This is a genomic window from Bradyrhizobium sp. 141, assembly GCF_023074055.1.
GTDB lineage: Bacteria > Pseudomonadota > Alphaproteobacteria > Rhizobiales > Xanthobacteraceae > Bradyrhizobium.
This window is the reverse complement of sequence record NZ_JADPKR010000100.1, coordinates 1-17,333: the sequence shown is the minus strand read 5'-3', so window position 1 is coordinate 17,333 and position 17,333 is coordinate 1. Positions and strand designations below refer to the sequence as shown.

The following is a 17,333-nucleotide window of genomic DNA, read 5'->3' as shown; positions in this document are numbered from 1 at the left end:
AACCACCAACTGGAGACCACGATGAAGACAACACTCAAGCTCGGCCTCGCGCTGGCTGCGCTGTCGACTGCGCCGGCCTTTGCCCACGACCAGCATGGGCACGGCAATTTTTCGGCCGGCGAGCCCGGCAATCCCGGGAAGCCCGCACGCACGATCGAGATTCTGATGAACGAGATGGACTACGCACCCGCCCGGATCGAGGTCAAGCGCGGCGAGCAGATCCGCTTCGTGCTGCGCAATGTCGGCAAGGAGGACCACGAACTCCTGCTCGCCACCACCAGCGAGAATCTCGCGCATGCGGTGGAGATGAAGAAGCATCCGCACATGGAGCACGACGATCCCAATGGCGTCAGGCTCGCACCGAACAAGACCGCCGAGATCCTCTGGAAGTTCAGCAAGGCCGGCACGTTCGAATTTTCCTGCCTGATCCCCGACCATCGCGACTACGGCATGGTCGGCCACGTCACCGTCAAGTAACGAAGGAAGACTGCCATGAACCGCATCATCCGTATCACCATTGCGCTGGCGCTGACCTTCGGCGTTGCCACTGTCGCCCTGGCAGCCGCGGCTGCCTCGATCAGCGGCGAGGTCAAGAAGATCGACGAGGGCGCGGGCAAGATCACGCTCAAGCACGGACCGGCGAAGAGCCTCGGCATGGATGAACCCATGACGATGGTCTATCGCGTCAAGGATCCCGCGCTGCTGAAGCAGGTGAAGGTCGGCGACAAGGTGACCTTCGAGGCCGAGGAGGCAGCGTCGGGGTACACGGTGACCAAGATGGAGAAGGCGAGGTAGTCTTCCACCGTCATTCCGGGGCGCGCCCCTTGGCGCGAACCCGGAATCCATTCATCGACCAACTCCGCCGCCCGATGGATTCCGGGTTCGCCCTTCCGCCTTCGCTCTGCGAGCTTCGGCGGACAAGCCGGGCGCCCCGGAATGACGGGCTAAATTGCCCATTCCGCCCCCTCTTCCCACCCCCGCGTTAACCCTTTGCTAACCATACACCCGGCAAGAATTGCCGGGTGAAGTCGAGTGTCGTCGGCCGCGTAAAACGGGAGCCCCCGTGGACGCCAGTGCGGTGCCTCACTTTCGGAACGGCGGCCCTTCGGCCGCCGCGCAGACGTTTGGGGCGCGCGGGCGGCAGTCGCGCGGGGAGGCAGCTACCATGGTCGACGTCACCGCGGGACAGGGCGTAGGCACGGCAAGGCCCGGCATCCCCTCCCTCAACGATATCGTCAATGTTCTCAAGCGCGGCGACATCGCGCTGGCGCTCGGCGTGCTCACCATCCTGGTGGTGCTGATCCTGCCGCTGCCCGCGATCGTGCTGGACCTGTTCCTGGCGATCTCGATCACGCTCTCGATCCTGATTCTGATGACCTCGCTGTTCATCCAGACGCCTTTGGAATTCTCCGCCTTCCCGACCGTCCTCTTGATCTCGACCATGTTGCGGCTGTCGCTCAACATGGCCTCGACCCGCCTGATCCTGTCGCACGGGCACGAGGGAACGGCCGCCGCCGGTCACGTCATCGAGGCCTTCGGCAGCTTCGTGATGGGCGGCAATTTCGTCATCGGCATCATCGTCTTCGCCATCCTGATCATCGTCAATTTCGTCGTCATCACCAAAGGTTCGGGCCGCATCGCGGAAGTCGCCGCCCGCTTCCACCTCGACGCCATGCCCGGCAAGCAGATGGCCATCGACGCCGACCTCGGCGCCGGCCTGATCGACGAGAAGGTCGCCAAGGAGCGGCGCAAGGAGCTGGAGGACGAGAGCGGCTTCTTCGGCGCCATGGACGGTGCCTCCAAATTCGTCCGCGGCGACGCCATCGCCGGCCTCTTGATCGTCTTCATCAACGTCGTCGGCGGCATGATCATCGGCGTGGCGCAGCAGGGCATGTCCTTCGCCGATGCCGGCCGCAGCTACACGCTGCTGACCGTCGGTGACGGCCTGGTCACCCAGGTGCCGGCGCTGATCGTCTCGACCGCGGCCGGCCTGCTCGTCTCCAAGGCCGGCGTCTCCGGCGCTGCCGACAAGGCGCTGATGAAGCAGTTCTCCGGCTATCCGCAGGCGCTCGCGATGTCCGCGGCAGTGATGCTGGTGCTGGCGGCGCTGCCGGGCATTCCGACCATCCCGTTCCTCGCGCTCGGCGCCGGCGCCGGCGCGCTCGCCTGGAACGCCCGCAACCGCAACCGCGTCACCGCCAGGGCCGAGGAAGCCGCCAAGGCCGCGCCCGCTGCAGGTAGCCCGGGTGCGCCCGGGGCGGCCGCGGCGGAAGAGCCGATCTCGGCCGCGCTCAAGATCGACGATCTCAAGATCGAGCTCGGCTACGCGCTGCTGCCGCTCGTCAACGGCCCCGACGGTACCGACCGCCTCACCGAGCAGATCAAGGCGCTGCGCCGCTCGCTCGCGATCGAGATGGGCTTTGTCATGCCGGCGGTGCGCATCCTCGACAACGTCCAGCTCGAGGCCAACACCTACATCATCAAGATCAAGGAGGTCGACGCCGGCACCGGCAAGATTTGGCCGAACCAGTTCATGGTCATGGACCCCGGCGGCAGCCAGGTGCAGGTGCCCGGCATCCATACCACCGAGCCGACCTTCGGCCTGCCCGCGACCTGGGTCGATGCCAGCCTCAAGGAGGAGGCCTCGCTCAAGGGCTACACCGTCGTCGACGCCGCGACCGTGCTCTCGACCCACCTCACCGAGCTGCTCAAGGCCAACATGTCGGACCTGCTCTCCTATGGCGAGGTGCAGAAGCTGCTCAAGGAGCTGCCGAAGGAGCAGGGCGAACTGGTCAAGGACATCGTCCCCGGACAGGTCACGGTCTCCGGCATCCAGCGCGTGCTGCAGCTGCTGCTCGCCGAACGCATCTCGATCCGCGACCTCTCCACCATCCTCGAAGGCATCGCGGATTCGCTGGCCTTCTCGCGCAATCCCGCGACCATGGTCGAGCACGTCCGGGCTCGCCTCGCGCGCCAGATCTGCGCGCAGAACACCTCCTATGCCGGCTATTTGCCGCTGATCGCGCTGTCGGCGCGGTGGGAGCAGGCTTTTGCCGAATCGATCATCGGCCAGGGCGAGGAACGCAGCCTCGCCATGCAGCCGTCGAAACTGTCGGAGTTCATGACCGCCGTGCGCGAAGCGTTCGAGCGCGCGGCGCGCGAAGGCGAGGCGCCGGTGCTGGTCACCTCTGCGGCAATTCGACCCTTCGTGCGTTCCCTGGTCGAGCGGTTCCGCGCTCAGACGACCGTGCTGTCGCAGGCCGAAATCCACCCCAGGGCGAGGCTCAAAACGGTCGGAAGCATCTGATTTGCCTTAAGAAGCCGTGTGTTTTTCAGCCACAGGCAAATGGTTTTTGAGTTCCTGGCGCCTTGTGGACCACGCGTCGACAAGGCGCCTGACAGGCACATTACCGCTTTGAAATAATTGAAAAAATGCACGATCAGGGGTCGCTTCTGATCGCGACCTTTCACGTCCTGTCACGCTCTTGTGATGGCCTCTTGGGAACGAATCCCCCCAATACTAGGTTGTTGGGCACCGGAAGCATGAACCTGCCTGAAACGGCCGGCGACTACTTCGGGTAGATGGCGGCAGGAGGCTTCCATGAACCACTCGATCTACAGCGCCGATCGCTCGACCCATTTGAAAGTCGTGGTCGTGGCCCTCGTCGCAGGGATCGCGGTGGCTGGCTTCGGCATCACGGCACGCACGGGTTCGGACGAAGGTCTGACCCAGACGGCCCGCGTCATCAAGGCCGACAAGCCGGTCGTTATCACCAGTTCGAACGCGTCCCTCGTTCGCTAAGGAGATCTGACGAGTTTTTCGAATTCACGCGGCTCTTTACCAGCCCCCCAAAGTCGCCACGTGGATATGTAGACGACCCCAACCCCAAGTCGACTACAGAAAGCGCCCGCCCCCCACGGGCGCTTTCTCATGTCTGGGGTAGCGATTCATTTCAGTTGCACACGCCTCTCTAGTGTCCCGGACGCGCAGCAACGCTCTTGGCGTTGCTGCGCAGAGCCGGGACCCAGGGGCCGCGTATTCGCTGCAACATGGGCCCCGGCTCTGCAGCGCACCGCTGAAGGAGCGCTGCGCTGCGTCCGGGCACGAGAGTGCGGTGTTTGGCGCGCAACTGTCTCAACATCGTCGTTGCGAGCGCAGCGACTGGTCCGCCGAAGCCTCGGCGAAGGCGGAAGCAATCCAGGCTGCCGCTGCGGAGGCAGTGCCGTAGGGTGGGCAAAGGCGCACAGCGCCGTGCCCCCCAATTCAATCGCGACAGGCAAAGAAGGTGGGTACGCTTCCGCTTTGCCCACCCTACGATGTCCGAGCTTGTGACACGCAGCTCAAATCGCAGACACACCCTCGCATCCTCGCGGCTTGTCTCGCCCGAGCTTTGCTTCATCTCTTCGCCCTCAAATGAAAGAGGGCGCAGGGAAGACCGGGTGCCGGCTGGCCCCCGCGGTCCACTGTGCGAAGGTTGCGTACAAGAAGCTGCACAGCGGCATACAGGTGAAGCCAAACAACCGGCCTTCCCTGCGCAGTGGTTTGACGGCTTATGTCGTGCTCTCCTCGGGGAGCGTTGCACTATTGCCCCCGTCGCCTTGCGGATGATCGATGCGCGGACCCGGTTGGGCCGCCACATCACCGCTGAGACTTGACGCACAGACCCCGGGCGTCAGGACCACACGATTTTGCCGTACGCCGATCACACCGGTCGTGTGCGCGACACGTTTCGCTCACGGTCGCCCGCCCTGCGAAGCTCTTCGCGCCGATGTCACCTGCGTCCACCGCCGTCCGGCCCGCGTTCGTGACGATCGCGATACGCCCCTCTTCCTTGGGCCGGGTTGACGCGACACATACGCTCTTTCCGAATTTCGGTAAAGTGGAATATTTTCCGCTGTGCGGATTGACCGACCCATGGCGTGTTTTGCCCGTCGGGCAGCGCAAGGGCTGGCAGGGCAGCAGCGCGAGGCTACCGCGCTCCATACGTCGGCGGCGGCGCCTGCACTGTCGGAGCAGCCGCCGCGAACAGCTCGTCCTTGCTGCCGGTGAGCGGCGGATAGATGCGCTTGCGGTTGATGGTCTGCTTGGTCGCCTTGGCAGCCTGACCGGTCGTCCGCACCTCACGGTCCCAGCCCTCCGTGTAGAGCGCGCCCCAGCCACCGAGATCGAGCACGGTCACGTACCAGTCGATCCGCAGCGGCAGCATCGGCAAGCCGGCGAGATCGGCGACCACGTTGTGGCCTGCGAAGCGGCCCATGGGACGCGCGAACTGGCAGGACATCACGGTCGGATGCAGCCCGTCGACCACGCTCGAGGCGACATCGCCGGCCGCAAACACGCCGCCGACATCCGCGACCCGCATGAAGGGATCGACGAGGAGACGCCCGAGGCGATCGCGCGCCTCCGGAAAACTCGCCGCCAAGGTGCTCGCACGCATCCCGGCGCACCAGATCACGGTTTGCGCCGGAATGAACTCGCCCGAGCTCAGCCGCATGCCTGCGGCCTCGACCGACACGACACGCACGCCAAGCCGCGTCTCGACCTCCAGCGCGGCCAAGGCCGTCTCGATGACGGGTCGCGCCTGCGCGCCGATGGTGGCGCCGACCGCTGGATTGGGATCGACCAGGATGATGCGGCGGCTGCCCGAGATGCCAGCGCGCGCCAGCCTGGCCGGCATCTCGGCCGCGACCTCAATGCCCGTGAAACCGGCGCCGACCACCACCACCGTCGAACGCCCCGGCGACGGCGCGCTGCGCCCAAGCGAGACGAGATGATCTTCGAGGCGGAGCGCCGCGGCATAGGTGTCGACGTCGAAGACGTGCTCGGCAAGTCCGGGAATGGCGGGACGCATCACCTCGCTGCCGAGCGCCAGCACGAGGCGGTCATAATCCACCGTCTCCTCGCCGCCGCTCGTGACCAGCGAGATTTTTCGCCGTGCCGGGTCGATGGCCTCGACCTCGCCGATACCGTGGCTGACACCGATCGGATCGAGCAGTTGCGACAGCGGCAGCGCGACCTCGCCGAGATCAGCTTCGTAGTTGCGCACGCGGATGTTGTGATAGGGATTGCGGTCGACGAGACGGATCTCGATGTCGTCGTTCGCGCCGATCTCGTCGCGCTTGCGCGCAGCGCCGATGGCCGCCCACAGGCCTGCAAAGCCGGCGCCGAGCACGACGATACGGGCCATGTCCGCCTACTCTACTTTCCAAAGCAATCCTGCGGTCTGCCCGCGCGGATAAATATAGCTCAACAGCCCGCATCGACCAACCGCGCCAGCGCCGCGCCGCTGCACGAAGTCGCGAGCTCACGCCTCGCGCAGTTCCGACGGCGTGGCGCCGAAGCGCTTGCGGAAAGCGCGGTTGAAATAGGACAGATCGGCGAAGCCCGAGGAATGCGCGATGTCGCTGATCTTGCGCGTCCTGGCGCGGGGATCGCCGAGCAGCTTGCGGGCCTGCAGCAGGCGCTGCTCCAGCACGAATTCGGTGAAGGTCGTGCCGGCCTGCTCGAACAGACGCTGCGCCTGACGCGGGCTGAGCCCCGAGCGCGTCGCGACCTCGGACAGGCAGAGATCGTTGCGGCCGAGCGCAGCCATTACGTCGGCGCGCATGAGGTCGAGGCGCGCCGCCGCATGTCCCCGTCCGCGTGCCAGACTTGCATGCTCGGCATCGGTGCCGAGCAGGAGGCCGACGAGATCGACCATATGCTGCGCGGTCAGGCGCTGGCCCACCGCGTCGAGATGCGGCGCGTGATTGGCGGCGAGCGCATGGTAGCGGAAGACGGTTTCGGCGACGGCGCCGTCGCTGAGCACTTGCGACAGCTTGTCCTCGGCGCGCGGATTGATGTCGAGCAGCGCGCGGCGCGGCATACGGATGCTGGTGAAGCGGTCTTCGTCGGTGTGGCCGACGGTGCCCGTGATACTCATGTCGACGAGCACCATCTGGGCGGGCGCAAGGTCCACGGCGTGGCCGTTCTGCCCGACGCGGACGAGGCCCGCATGTGCGGCGATCAGGACGAGGTCGTCGCTGCCGTCGGCAAGGTGGCTCTGGCTGCGGGAATATTGCGCGGAGGCGCCTTCCGGAATGGCGAGCGCGATGTTGTCGACCACGCTGATCTGGAGCCGGCAATCGATGCTGTCGCCATGGCTCGGCCCGATATCGAGGCCGCAGGGACCGAAGGCCCGCTCACGCCACTGCTCGAACGCCGGGCCCTGCGGCAGTCCGGTGTATTGGTGAACGAAGATGCCGGGAGGCTTCACTGCATCCATTTGATTTTTCTCGACCTCTTCCGGCGGCGCGATCAGCGGCGCGACTTCAAATTCCGGGGATTTGACGCCGCGAAAGGCCGGGAGGTTCAAATTGGGGGCGGATTCGGCGGGACTTGTCGGGATGCGACGGCCGGATGGACCGTGGCGACAGGGGCGCCGCTTCGTAGCCCGCATGAGCGACTTGTCCGCCGTAGCTCAGAGAGCGAAGGCGGAAGCGACATGCGGGGACGGTGGTCCCGGATATCGCTTACGCTCATCCGGGCTACGGCACCTATTTTTTGGCGGGCGCCTGCGGCTGGGACGGCGGCACGGTCTCGATCAGCTTGCCGGAAAACACCGGGGATGAGGTCGGCTGGCCGCTCGGCGAGCCGCCGGCCTGCTCGACGGTGACGGCGTAGGTCGCGCCGTTGACGACTTCGGCATCATAGGAGGCGAGCAGCGGACGCGCGGTGAAATCGCCGGAGTCGATCACGCCGAGCGAGCGCGGGCGCGGCAGCTTGTCGGAGATCAGCCAGAGCTCGAAACTCTTGCCGGGCTCCGGAGTCGCACCGACCTTGCGCACCGTGAAATTCCGCGTCGCGCCGTCGATGGTGAGGATGAAGGCGGGGCCGCCACCCTGGCCCTGCAACAGCGCGACATATTGCGCCGAAGCGGCCAGCGGGGTGGCCGGCGTCTTCACTTCCACCGTCTGGATGCGCGGCGTAGGACGCAAGGCCCCCGGCAGCGCATCGGGGAGGAAGAGTTGAAGCGACAGCGTGACGAGCAGTGCGGCCGCAAGCGCGCCCGCGGCCGATGCGATGGAGCGCCAGCGCTTCACGCGGCCCTCGAGACGAATCACATTGCCGTCGTCGACGATTGGCACTTGCGGCGTCCGGACGACCTGCGGATCGGGTGCGTGCACCTGCGGCATGAAGACCGGCGCGATACCGGGAATCGCATCGGACCCAGAGCGCATCGCCTCGGGCTGCTCTGCTTCGGGAGGCTGCGGCTGCGGCTGCGGTTGCGGTGTCTGCTCCGATGGCGCTTCTGGCGGCGCAGTTTCGACCGGCGGGACTGGTGGCGGCGCGATGTCGGCCAGAACCGGCGGCTGCTGCGCAAGCGCCGTGCGCGCGATCTCGGACCTGATGTTCTCCCACACGATCGGACGTGGCTCGACCGAGCCGACCATCTGGTTGAGCGCGCCGAGCCGGAAGGCCCAGGCCTGCACGATCGCGGCGAACGCCTCGTCCACCGCCATCATGGTCTCGACCTGCGCGCGCTCATCGGCATCGAGCGTACCGAGCGCATATTCCGCGGCGAGCGCGATATGGTCCTCCGTGTAAGCCATCAATTGCAGTCCAGAACCATCCTCATCATCAAGCCATCACAATCCGAGGCATTCCCGGATATCCAACATGCTGCGCCGGAGCCACGTCTTCACCGTGTTGACGGGAGCGGCGAATTTCTCCGCCAATTGCTCGCGGCTCCAGCCGTTGTAATAGGCGAGAAGCACGAGCCGCTGACGGTCCGGCTCGAGCCGGCCGACGCATTCCAAGAGCCGCTTCAACTCTTCGGTCATCTCCCGGCGCGCCAGCGGGTCGGGGCTGTCGGCCGCCACCTCCATCGCCTGAGGCTCTTCCTCGATGGAGACTTCCGACTTCTTGCGCACGATGTCGATCGCACGGTTGCGCGCGATCGAGGCCATCCACGTGATCGGCGACGACAGGGCCGGATCGAACCGGCCCGCGCTGTTCCAGATCTTGACGTAGGTCTCCTGAATGACCTCCTCTGCGAGATCCTGTCGGCGCAAGATACGGAGCACGACGCCATAGAGTTTCGCGCGCGTGGCGGCGTAGAGGCGCTCGAACGCGGCCTGATCGCCCTTTGCCACCGCCTCAATCAACCCGACCAGCTCTGCTGGCGTCAGCATTCCGCCCCCCAAACAGGCCCTCGCGTTCCGCGCAAGCCCTGGCACCGCACCACCATAGCGCGCGGCAAAGCCGACCACCAAGGGGTGCGGTGCCACACTGTGGACAGCACATACGAAAAACCCGGACCTTGCGGTCCGGGCTTGGCAAATTCCAACGCGATCTGGCTGCTAGCGGCTCAGGCGACGGCGCCGATGCGGGCGCGCATCAGGCCGATGCTGTCGAGGTCGGCCTGCTCGCGGGCGTTTTCCTCAGCGCGTTCGCGGGCCTGGTCGCGCTCGTCGAGCAGCTCGACCTTCTTCAGCTCCTCGAAGGCCTCGGCCAGCGCGGCCTTGGCCTCGTCGAGCTGGCCCTTGAGCTCATCGGCCGAGCGGGTCAGGTTCTCGCGGCGCTGGATCGCGGCCTTGGCATAGGTCGGATAGGCAAAGTGCGAGGGATCGTTGATCCCGGCACGCTCCTGTTCGGTCGTGATCTCGCGCTCGAGATCGGTCGACATCCGCTGGAAGTCGGCGATCATGGTCTCGATCTGGGTGACCCGGCGGCGCTTCTCGTCGACCTGAAACTTCTTCAGGCGAATGAGGGTATCTCGTGACTTCATCGACTCGTACTCCCCAGAAGTCCCCCCGCTGCACGTGGGACGATACCGGTCACCCCACGGGCCCGATGGGGGCCCAGACCGGCTCTGCTACTCTGTGGGATGGGATGATGACGGGACAAAGTTAGCGTTCCGTTTCCAAATTGCCGAGGATTTGCGCCAACTGGCGGTAGCCGTCCGCCAGTGATGCATTTTCGTCCTTGCGCTGGCGCAGGAAGGTCTCCAGCGGCTCGTGCAGGCGGATCGCCTCGTCGACTTCGGGGCTGGAGCCGGCCCGGTAGGCGCCAAGACGGATCAATTCCTCCATGTCGGCATAGGTCGCCATCACCGCCCGCGCCTTCTGGATGACGGGCCAGAACTGCGGATCGGCCGATTTCGGCATGGTGCGGGAGACGGATTTGAGGATGTTGATCGCGGGATAGCGGCCGCGCTCGGCGATCGAGCGCTGCATCACGATGTGGCCGTCGAGAATGCCGCGGACGGCATCGGCGATCGGCTCGTTATGGTCGTCGCCGTCGACCAGCACCGTGAAGATCGCGGTGATGGCGCCCTCGCCGAGGCCCGGCCCGGCCCGCTCCAGAAGCTTCGGCAGCTCGGTGAAGACGGTCGGCGTATAGCCCTTGGCGGTCGGCGGCTCGCCGGCGGACAGGCCGATCTCGCGCTGGGCCATGGCAAAGCGCGTCACCGAATCCATCAGGCAGAGCACGTCCTTGTCCTCGTCGCGAAAATATTCGGCGACCGCCAGCGTCAGATACGCCGCCTGGCGGCGCATCAGCGCCGGCTCGTCGGAGGTCGCGACCACCACGACGGAGCGCGCAAGGCCCTCCTCGCCGAGATCGTCCTGCAAAAATTCCTGCACCTCGCGGCCGCGTTCGCCGATCAGCCCGATCACGCTGACCGCGGCATCGACGTTGCGCGCCAGCATCGACAGCAGCACCGACTTGCCGACGCCGGATCCTGCGAAGATGCCCATGCGCTGGCCGCGGCAGCAGGTGAGGAACGTGTTCATGGCGCGCACGCCGAGATCGAGCGGGCTGCCTACACGCTTGCGCGAATGCGCCGGCGGCGGCGTATTGCGGAACGGCATCGGCGAGGACCCTTGCGGCAAGGGCCCCTTGCCGTCGATCGGCTCGCCCAGCGCATTGACGACGCGGCCGAGCCAGGATGCTGACGGCCGCACTTGATTGGCGGCATTGGCGATGACGGCCTTGCAGCCGCGGCGCACGCCGTCGAGGCCGGCGAACGGCATCACGACAGCGTTGTTGCCGGAGAAGCCGATCACCTCGCAGGGAATCGAACGGTTGGCGCCGGTCTCGATCACGAGCCGCGCGCCGACCGACATCGCGTGAATAGGCCCTGCCACCTCGACCATCAGGCCGCGGACGCCAACCACGCGGCCGTAAATATTGACGCCGTCGATGTCGCCGATCTGTTCGGCCAAAGCCTTCATCGGAGGGCCTTCATTAAGGTGCGCGCCTTGGACATCCGGGACTTCACGGTGAAAACCTTAAGTTTCGCCATATTTCTGAACGGAGCTTAACTTCGTGTTTACCCGCATCATTAATCATTGCGTCACTGTCTTTGTGACTGAGCGTGACTCCCCTTCAGAAGAAGGCTGAGTCGCGGGAGTCGGTTAGGCCCGTCTCTTAAAGTGGAACTTGAACGGAGCTGGGTGACGAAAGCTGCTTCACGCGCAAGACCTTAGGGCGATTCGACAAAAATTGCACCGGGGGGACTTGCGTTCCAGAATCAGAGTTTGTTAACCATCTGTTGTCAGGATCCGAATCAGTTGTTCAAAGGCGTTTTGTTGAGTGCCGCGAATGCGGCCGACCTGACGCCCAGGAGCGGCGACTATGGGGAACTGGCATGCGCGTTTTGCTGATTGAAGATGACAGCGCCGTCGCGCAGTCGATCGAGCTGATGTTGAAATCTGAGAGCTTCAACGTCTACACGACCGATTTGGGGGAAGAAGGCGTCGATCTCGGTAAATTATACGATTACGACATTATCCTTCTCGACCTCAACCTGCCCGACATGTCCGGCTACGACGTGCTCAAGCAGCTTCGGGTCTCCAAGATCAAGACACCGATCCTGATCCTCTCCGGCCTCGCCGGCATCGAGGACAAGGTCAAGGGTCTCGGCGTCGGCGCCGACGACTACATGACCAAGCCCTTCCACAAGGACGAGCTGGTGGCCCGCATCCATGCGATCGTGCGCCGCTCCAAGGGCCATGCCCAGTCGGTCATCCAGACCGGCGACCTCGTCGTCAACCTCGACACCAAGACGGTGGAAGTCGGCGGCCAGCGCGTGCATCTGACCGGCAAGGAATATCAGATGCTGGAGCTCCTCTCGCTCCGCAAGGGCACGACCCTCACCAAGGAAATGTTCCTCAACCACCTCTATGGCGGCATGGACGAGCCCGAGCTGAAGATCATCGACGTCTTCATCTGCAAGCTCCGCAAGAAGCTCGCCAACGCTTCCGAGGGCCGCAACTTCATCGAGACCGTGTGGGGCCGCGGCTACGTGCTGCGCGAGCCGCACGAGCACGAAGAGCGCATTCCCGCCTGATCCTGGGTTTACGTCGCAAGCCCCTTTCGGGCTTGCTCCTCCCAGCCTGGACCCCGCCGCAAATGGCGGGGTTTTGTTTTTTGGGGGATGCGCAGGCGGCTTCATCGCCCTCCTGCCATTGAACCGCTATCCTTCCCCCGCCGACGAATGGTCGCTGCACGATGGGGGAACGATGATCCTGCAATCACTCGCCGGCCTGCCCGCCTTCCTGGTCTATTTCTGCACCGGGCTGATCGCGATCGTGGCCTATTTGTTCGTCTATACCCGCATCACGGCGCATAACGAGTTCCAGCTGATCCGCGACAACGAGCCGGCCGCGGCGATTGCGCTTGGGCTGAGCCTGCTCGGCTTCGTGGCGCCGCTGGTCAGCGCCATCGCACATTCGGCCAACGTATTGGACTGCCTGATCTGGGCGACGATCGCGCTGGTCGTGCAGATCATCGTGTTTTTCCTCGTGAAGGTCCCGGTGCCGAACCTGTCGGCGCGGATCTCCGCCGGCGAGCTTGCCCCGGCGATCTGGCTTGGCCTGTCCTCGCTCGCCGCGGGCGTTTTGAACGCCGCCTGCATGATCTACTGACATGGCCGACAAACTCTCCAAAAAGGAGTTCGGCAAGCGCCGGCCGGTGGCGGAGCCACCGCCCGTGCGGCCGCCGGTGAAGCGCTCCGGCCATGTCGCGCTGCTGGTGATGGGCACGCTCGCGGTCGGCACCACCGCCTACACGATGATGCCGCGACAGAATTGCGAGCCGCCTCCTCCCGGAACGGAAGCCTCGGCTCAGGCGAGCACCGCGTGCAGCAGCAGGAGCAGCTCCTCGAGCAGCGGCAGCTCGCGCTGGTCGTCGCGATCGAGCTTCTTCAGCAGCGACTCTTCGTCCCATTCCTCATCGGGAACGTCGTCGGATTCCGGCCACAGCAGCGTGAGCCGCGGCGGCTTCGGCTCGTTCGGCCACGGCTTCTCGGGCGGCGGCTGACCCATGCAGCGCATCACCTGCCTCGAGCGCGACGATTGGCGAGAGACCGCGGCGCAATGCGGCTTCGTCTTCCACACCATCGACGGCGAGCGCTATTGGGACGAGCGCGCCTATTACGGCTTCACCCTCGAGGAGATCGAGCGCGGCATCGAGACGCCGACCGGCGAGATCGACGCGATGTGCCTGGAACTCGCCGGCCGCGTCATCGGCGACGAGCGGCACCTGCGGCGCTTGCAGATTCCGGACGCGTTCTGGAGCCTGATCGCCGAGAGTTGGAATCGCGACGACCGCAGCCTCTATGGCCGGCTCGATCTCAGGTACGACGGCAAAGGTCCGGCAAAGCTGCTCGAATACAACGCGGATACGCCGACCTCGCTGTTCGAGGCGGCCGTCTTCCAATGGACCTGGCTCGAACAGGCGATCGAACGCCGCGTCATCCCCTCGCGTGCCGATCAGTTCAACTCCATCCACGAGCGGCTGATCGCGGCGTGGAAGGAGATCGCTGCCGGCCGCCACGTCCATCTCACCGGCAGCACCGGCAATCAGGAAGACGCCGGCACGCTCGCTTATCTCGAAGACACCGCACGCCAGGCCGGGCTCTCCACCAGGCTGCTCGATATCGAAGAGGTCGGCTGGCGCGATGAGCCTGGCTGTTTCGTCGATCTCGACGATGGCGACATCGCGCTCGCCTTCAAGCTCTATCCCTGGGAGTGGATGTTCCACGACGCCTTCGGTGCAAAGCTCAAGGACGCACCGACGCGCTGGATCGAGCCGCCGTGGAAGGCGGTGCTCTCCAACAAGGGCATTTTGCCGCTGCTGTGGGAGATGTTTCCGAACCATCCCCATCTGCTGCCGGCCTTCTTCGAGGACGATCCGCGCGCCGCCGAACTCGGAACGTCCTATGTGCGCAAGCCGCTGCTATCGCGCGAAGGCGCCAATGTTACGCTGGTGTCCGGCGGCGTGCCGCTCGACGAGCAGGCAGGCCCCTACGGCGCCGAAGGCTTCGTGCGCCAGGCTCTAGCACCGCTGCCGAATTTTTCGGGCTTCTATCCGGTGATTGGAAGCTGGCTGGTGAACCACGAAGCCTGCGGATTGTCGATCCGCGAGGACGAGAGCCCGATCACGGGCAACCGCTCGCGGTTTCTGCCGCATGCGATTTTGTGAGATCCTCTTCCCCTCTCCCCTTGTGGGAGAGGGTGGCTCGCCGCGCAGCGGCGAGACGGGTGAGGGGTATCCATCCTCACGAACAGGATTGCGAGTGGAGAGGGACCCCTCATCCGGCGCTTCGCGCCACCTTCTCCCACAAGGGGAGAAGGAAGAAAGAGATCACCTCGCCGCGGCGATCTTCAACGACGGCGGCATCAAACCGCCCATGGGGCGGCCGGAGCGCGCGGGGTTGAGCTGGTACAGACCGCGGCGATCCGCGATGGGGCGGAACGCATCGGTGATGCCGACGACGGACTCGGCAGCGCCAAGCAGCAGCGTGCCGTCGGACTCCAGGACCTTCGCCATCCGCTCGAAGATCACCGCCTTGGTGTCCTGGTCGAAATAGATCAGCACGTTGCGGCAGAAGATCACGTCGAAGGTGCCGAGATGGGAGAAGTCCTGCAGCAGATTGAGCTGGCGGAACTGCACCATCGCGCGAATGTCGGCATTGAGCTGCCAGAGCTCGCCGACCTGCGTGAAATACTTCATCAGGTGCTGAATCGGCAGGCCGCGCTGCACCTCGAACTGGCTGTAGATTCCGGCCTTCGACTTCTCCAGCACCTCCTGCGACAGATCGGTGGCGACGATCTCGATGCGCCAGCCGGCGAGGGCCGCACCCATCTCCTTCACGCACATCGCGATCGAATAGGGCTCCTGCCCGGTCGAGGACGCCGCCGACCAGATGCGCAAGCTCTTGCGCGCCGCGCGCGCCTTGATCAGCCCCGGCAGGATGGTGTCGCGCAGATGATCGAACGGGATCTTGTCGCGGTAGAAGAAGGTCTCGTTGGTGGTCATCGCTTCGACCACGTCCGTCGCAAGCCGGCCGTCGCCGTTCCTGATCTTCAGCACGAGATCGGGAATGCCTGATAGGCTCGCCTTGCGGGCGAGCGGCAGCAGCCGACTCTCGACCAGATATTGCTTCTCGGGGGACAGATCGAGGCCGGAGCGCTCTTTCAGGAACTTGCGCAGATAGTCGTAGTCGGTGGGCGTCACGAGCGATCTCCCGCGAACAGGCGGTTGACCTTGGCGCCGATCTGGTTGAGCGGCAGGATCGCCGCGCAGATGCCGGCATTGGCCGCCGCGCCCGGCATGCCCCAGACCACGCTGGAGGCTTCGTCCTGCGCGATGACGCTGCCGCCGGCGGCAACGATGTCCTTGCCGCCGCGCATGCCGTCCGAGCCCATGCCCGTCAGGATCACGGAGAGGATGCTGCCGTGCCAGATGTCGATGGCGGAGGTGAAGAGCGGATCGACCGCGGGCTTGCAGAAATTGACGGCGGGACCGTCGTCGAGCGCGATCACAGTGTCCGCGCCGCTGCGTGCGACGCGCATGTGCTTGCCGCCCGGCGCGAGATAAATCCGTCCCGGCTTCACCGGCTCGCCGTCGACCGCCTCGGCCGCGGGCTTGCGGCTCGAACGCGCCAGATGCTCGGCGAGAATGGTGGTGAAGGTCGGCGGCATGTGCTGGGTGATCAGCACCGGGACGCGGTCGATCACCGGGCCGAGCTCGGTGACGAGCGCCATCAGCGCCTGCGGACCGCCGGTCGAGGAGCCGATCAGCAGTACCTTCGGTGCCTGCGTCGAGAATGGGCGCATGACCAGCGCTCCCGACGACGGTGCGTGCAGGGCGGGAGCCGGAGCGGGCGCGGCGGGCCTCGCAATCGGGCTCCGCGGGGCCGGAGCCGGGCTCGCGGGCGCCAGCGGCGGACTTGCAACCGCGTGCTTGCGGCGCAGCCGCGCGCCGAGATGGCGGATCTTCTGGATCAAATCGTGATGAAAGATATCCGCGGCCGACGCCTCGCGCGTCGATTCCGGCTTCGGAATATAATCGGCCGCGCCGAGCGACAGCGCCTTGAAGCTGATCTCCGCGTTACGGCGGGTCAGCGTCGAGGCCATGATGATGACCAGATCGCGCTTCTTCGCCAGCAGCTGCGGCAGCGCCGAGATGCCGTCGAGCTCGGGCATTTCGATGTCGAGCACGGCAACGTCAGGATTGATGCGTTCGATCTGGTTGACCGCTTCGAGCCCGGTGCGCAGCGAGGCCGCGACTTCCATGTCGTGCTCGGCGCCGACCCAGCGCGAGATCAGACCGCGGATGACGACGGAGTCGTCGACGATCATCACCCGCAGCGGCCCCGCCTCGCGCGAGCCGGTCGTGGTCGAATTACCTGCGAACGCAACACTCATTACTCACCAACTCAGACTGAAAGGATACAGTTGAAAACAGGCGCCGAAGGATCCGTTCGCCTCCGGCCGGACGCTCAGATAAGCCCGACTTCCTGGAATTTCGCCGTCACGATGTCCTTGTCGAACGGCTTCATGATGTACTCGTTGGCGCCGGCATGCAGCGCGCGCGCGATATGCGCGACGTCGTTCTCGGTGGTGCAGAACACCACCTTGGGCTGGTCGCCGCCGGGCATCCGCCTGAGATGGCCGAGGAACTCGTAGCCGTCCATCACGGGCATATTCCAGTCGAGCAGCACCGCATCGGGCAAGCCGCGCTTGCAGGCTTCCAGCGCCTTCTCACCGTCCTCGGCTTCGAGGATCTGGAAGTCGAGGCCCTCCAGGATCCGGCGCGCAACCTTGCGGATGACGCTGGAATCATCAACAACGAGACAAGTTCGCATGTGAACCTCTGCTTCCTCCCCTTTGCGGGGGCACTTCCAATTGCAAGTCCATCCGCGGCGATGCCGCCGTATCAGGCCGCCATCATCTCGGGCGCGAGCTCGAGGACGCGATCGACGTCGAGGACGACCATGAGCTGTCCGTCGAGGCGGTGGACGCCGCCGGCGAGCTTGGCCATGCGGGGGTCGAGGTTGACG

General features: G+C 65.2%; 17 protein-coding genes and 1 pseudogene. 8 read left to right on the top strand and 10 right to left on the bottom strand.

Annotated elements, in window-relative coordinates; translation table 11 throughout:
• The first annotated feature begins 21 nt into the window (after positions 1 to 21).
• The 4 genes from IVA81_RS30530 to IVA81_RS30515 all read left to right on the top strand — a co-directional run bounded on the left by IVA81_RS30530 (position 22) and on the right by IVA81_RS30515 (position 3,802).
• Positions 22 to 477 (top strand): cupredoxin family protein, encoded by a 456-nt coding sequence (locus tag IVA81_RS30530; RefSeq protein WP_247325246.1) that lies wholly within the window; start codon positions 22 to 24, stop codon positions 475 to 477.
• Positions 478 to 492: 15 nt separating this feature from the next.
• Positions 493 to 795, top strand: a complete 303-nt coding sequence (locus tag IVA81_RS30525; protein ID WP_247324831.1) for a copper-binding protein — start codon at positions 493 to 495, stop codon at positions 793 to 795.
• Between the two features lie 370 nt (positions 796 to 1,165).
• Positions 1,166 to 3,307 (top strand): flagellar biosynthesis protein FlhA, encoded by a 2,142-nt coding sequence (flhA, locus tag IVA81_RS30520; protein WP_247324829.1) that lies wholly within the window; start codon positions 1,166 to 1,168, stop codon positions 3,305 to 3,307.
• Between the two features lie 294 nt (positions 3,308 to 3,601).
• Positions 3,602 to 3,802 carry a hypothetical protein gene (locus IVA81_RS30515; RefSeq protein ID WP_247324827.1) on the top strand — a complete coding sequence of 67 codons (201 nt, stop codon included), beginning with the start codon at positions 3,602 to 3,604 and terminating at the stop codon, positions 3,800 to 3,802.
• 1,168 nt (positions 3,803 to 4,970) lie between these two features.
• Here IVA81_RS30515 and IVA81_RS30510 read toward each other — a convergent pair.
• The 6 genes from IVA81_RS30510 to fliI form a co-directional block, all read right to left on the bottom strand.
• Entirely contained in the window at positions 4,971 to 6,188 is a 1,218-nt protein-coding gene (locus tag IVA81_RS30510; protein ID WP_247324825.1) for an NAD(P)/FAD-dependent oxidoreductase, read from the bottom strand.
• Between the two features lie 117 nt (positions 6,189 to 6,305).
• Positions 6,306 to 7,265 carry an AraC family transcriptional regulator gene (locus tag IVA81_RS30505; protein ID WP_247324823.1) on the bottom strand — a complete coding sequence of 320 codons (960 nt, stop codon included), beginning with the start codon at positions 7,263 to 7,265 and terminating at the stop codon, positions 6,306 to 6,308.
• Positions 7,266 to 7,536: 271 nt separating this feature from the next.
• Entirely contained in the window at positions 7,537 to 8,592 is a 1,056-nt protein-coding gene (locus IVA81_RS30500) for an anti-sigma factor (RefSeq protein WP_247324822.1), read from the bottom strand.
• A gap of 36 nt (positions 8,593 to 8,628) precedes the next feature.
• Positions 8,629 to 9,174, bottom strand: a complete 546-nt coding sequence (locus tag IVA81_RS30495; protein WP_247325245.1) for a sigma-70 family RNA polymerase sigma factor — start codon at positions 9,172 to 9,174, stop codon at positions 8,629 to 8,631.
• A gap of 176 nt (positions 9,175 to 9,350) precedes the next feature.
• Positions 9,351 to 9,770: a flagellar export protein FliJ gene (fliJ, locus tag IVA81_RS30490; RefSeq protein ID WP_008138882.1), complete on the bottom strand. Its 420-nt coding sequence runs from the start codon at positions 9,768 to 9,770 to the stop codon at positions 9,351 to 9,353.
• A gap of 121 nt (positions 9,771 to 9,891) precedes the next feature.
• Positions 9,892 to 11,217, bottom strand: coding sequence for a flagellar protein export ATPase FliI (gene fliI, locus IVA81_RS30485; protein ID WP_247324821.1), 1,326 nt, complete (start codon positions 11,215 to 11,217; stop codon positions 9,892 to 9,894).
• A 416-nt stretch (positions 11,218 to 11,633) separates the two neighbouring features.
• Here fliI and IVA81_RS30480 point away from each other — a divergent pair, with 416 nt between their 5' ends.
• The 4 genes from IVA81_RS30480 to IVA81_RS30465 all read left to right on the top strand — a co-directional run bounded on the left by IVA81_RS30480 (position 11,634) and on the right by IVA81_RS30465 (position 14,470).
• Entirely contained in the window at positions 11,634 to 12,335 is a 702-nt protein-coding gene (locus tag IVA81_RS30480) for a response regulator transcription factor (RefSeq protein ID WP_008138878.1), read from the top strand.
• Positions 12,336 to 12,507: 172 nt separating this feature from the next.
• Positions 12,508 to 12,912, top strand: coding sequence for a DUF350 domain-containing protein (locus tag IVA81_RS30475; RefSeq protein WP_247324820.1), 405 nt, complete (start codon positions 12,508 to 12,510; stop codon positions 12,910 to 12,912).
• A gap of 1 nt (position 12,913) precedes the next feature.
• The gene (locus IVA81_RS30470; protein WP_247324818.1) at positions 12,914 to 13,306 is read left to right on the top strand and encodes a hypothetical protein; all 393 of its coding nucleotides are present in this window, start codon (positions 12,914 to 12,916) and stop codon (positions 13,304 to 13,306) included.
• A 3-nt stretch (positions 13,307 to 13,309) separates the two neighbouring features.
• Positions 13,310 to 14,470, top strand: a complete 1,161-nt coding sequence (locus IVA81_RS30465; protein WP_247324817.1) for a glutathionylspermidine synthase family protein — start codon at positions 13,310 to 13,312, stop codon at positions 14,468 to 14,470.
• Positions 14,471 to 14,632: 162 nt separating this feature from the next.
• Here the strand turns inward: IVA81_RS30465 and IVA81_RS30460 are convergent, their stop codons facing one another.
• The 4 genes and pseudogenes from IVA81_RS30460 to IVA81_RS30445 all read right to left on the bottom strand — a co-directional run.
• Positions 14,633 to 15,505 carry a protein-glutamate O-methyltransferase CheR gene (locus IVA81_RS30460; protein WP_247324816.1) on the bottom strand — a complete coding sequence of 291 codons (873 nt, stop codon included), beginning with the start codon at positions 15,503 to 15,505 and terminating at the stop codon, positions 14,633 to 14,635.
• Positions 15,502 to 16,698: a chemotaxis response regulator protein-glutamate methylesterase gene (locus IVA81_RS30455; protein ID WP_247324815.1), complete on the bottom strand. Its 1,197-nt coding sequence runs from the start codon at positions 16,696 to 16,698 to the stop codon at positions 15,502 to 15,504. The genes IVA81_RS30460 and IVA81_RS30455 overlap by 4 nt, the downstream gene beginning before the upstream one ends.
• A gap of 74 nt (positions 16,699 to 16,772) precedes the next feature.
• Positions 16,773 to 17,138, bottom strand: a complete 366-nt coding sequence (locus IVA81_RS30450) for a response regulator (RefSeq protein ID WP_007600538.1) — start codon at positions 17,136 to 17,138, stop codon at positions 16,773 to 16,775.
• A gap of 71 nt (positions 17,139 to 17,209) precedes the next feature.
• A pseudogene (locus IVA81_RS30445) lies at positions 17,210 to 17,333 on the bottom strand (chemotaxis protein CheW); the annotation flags it as partial.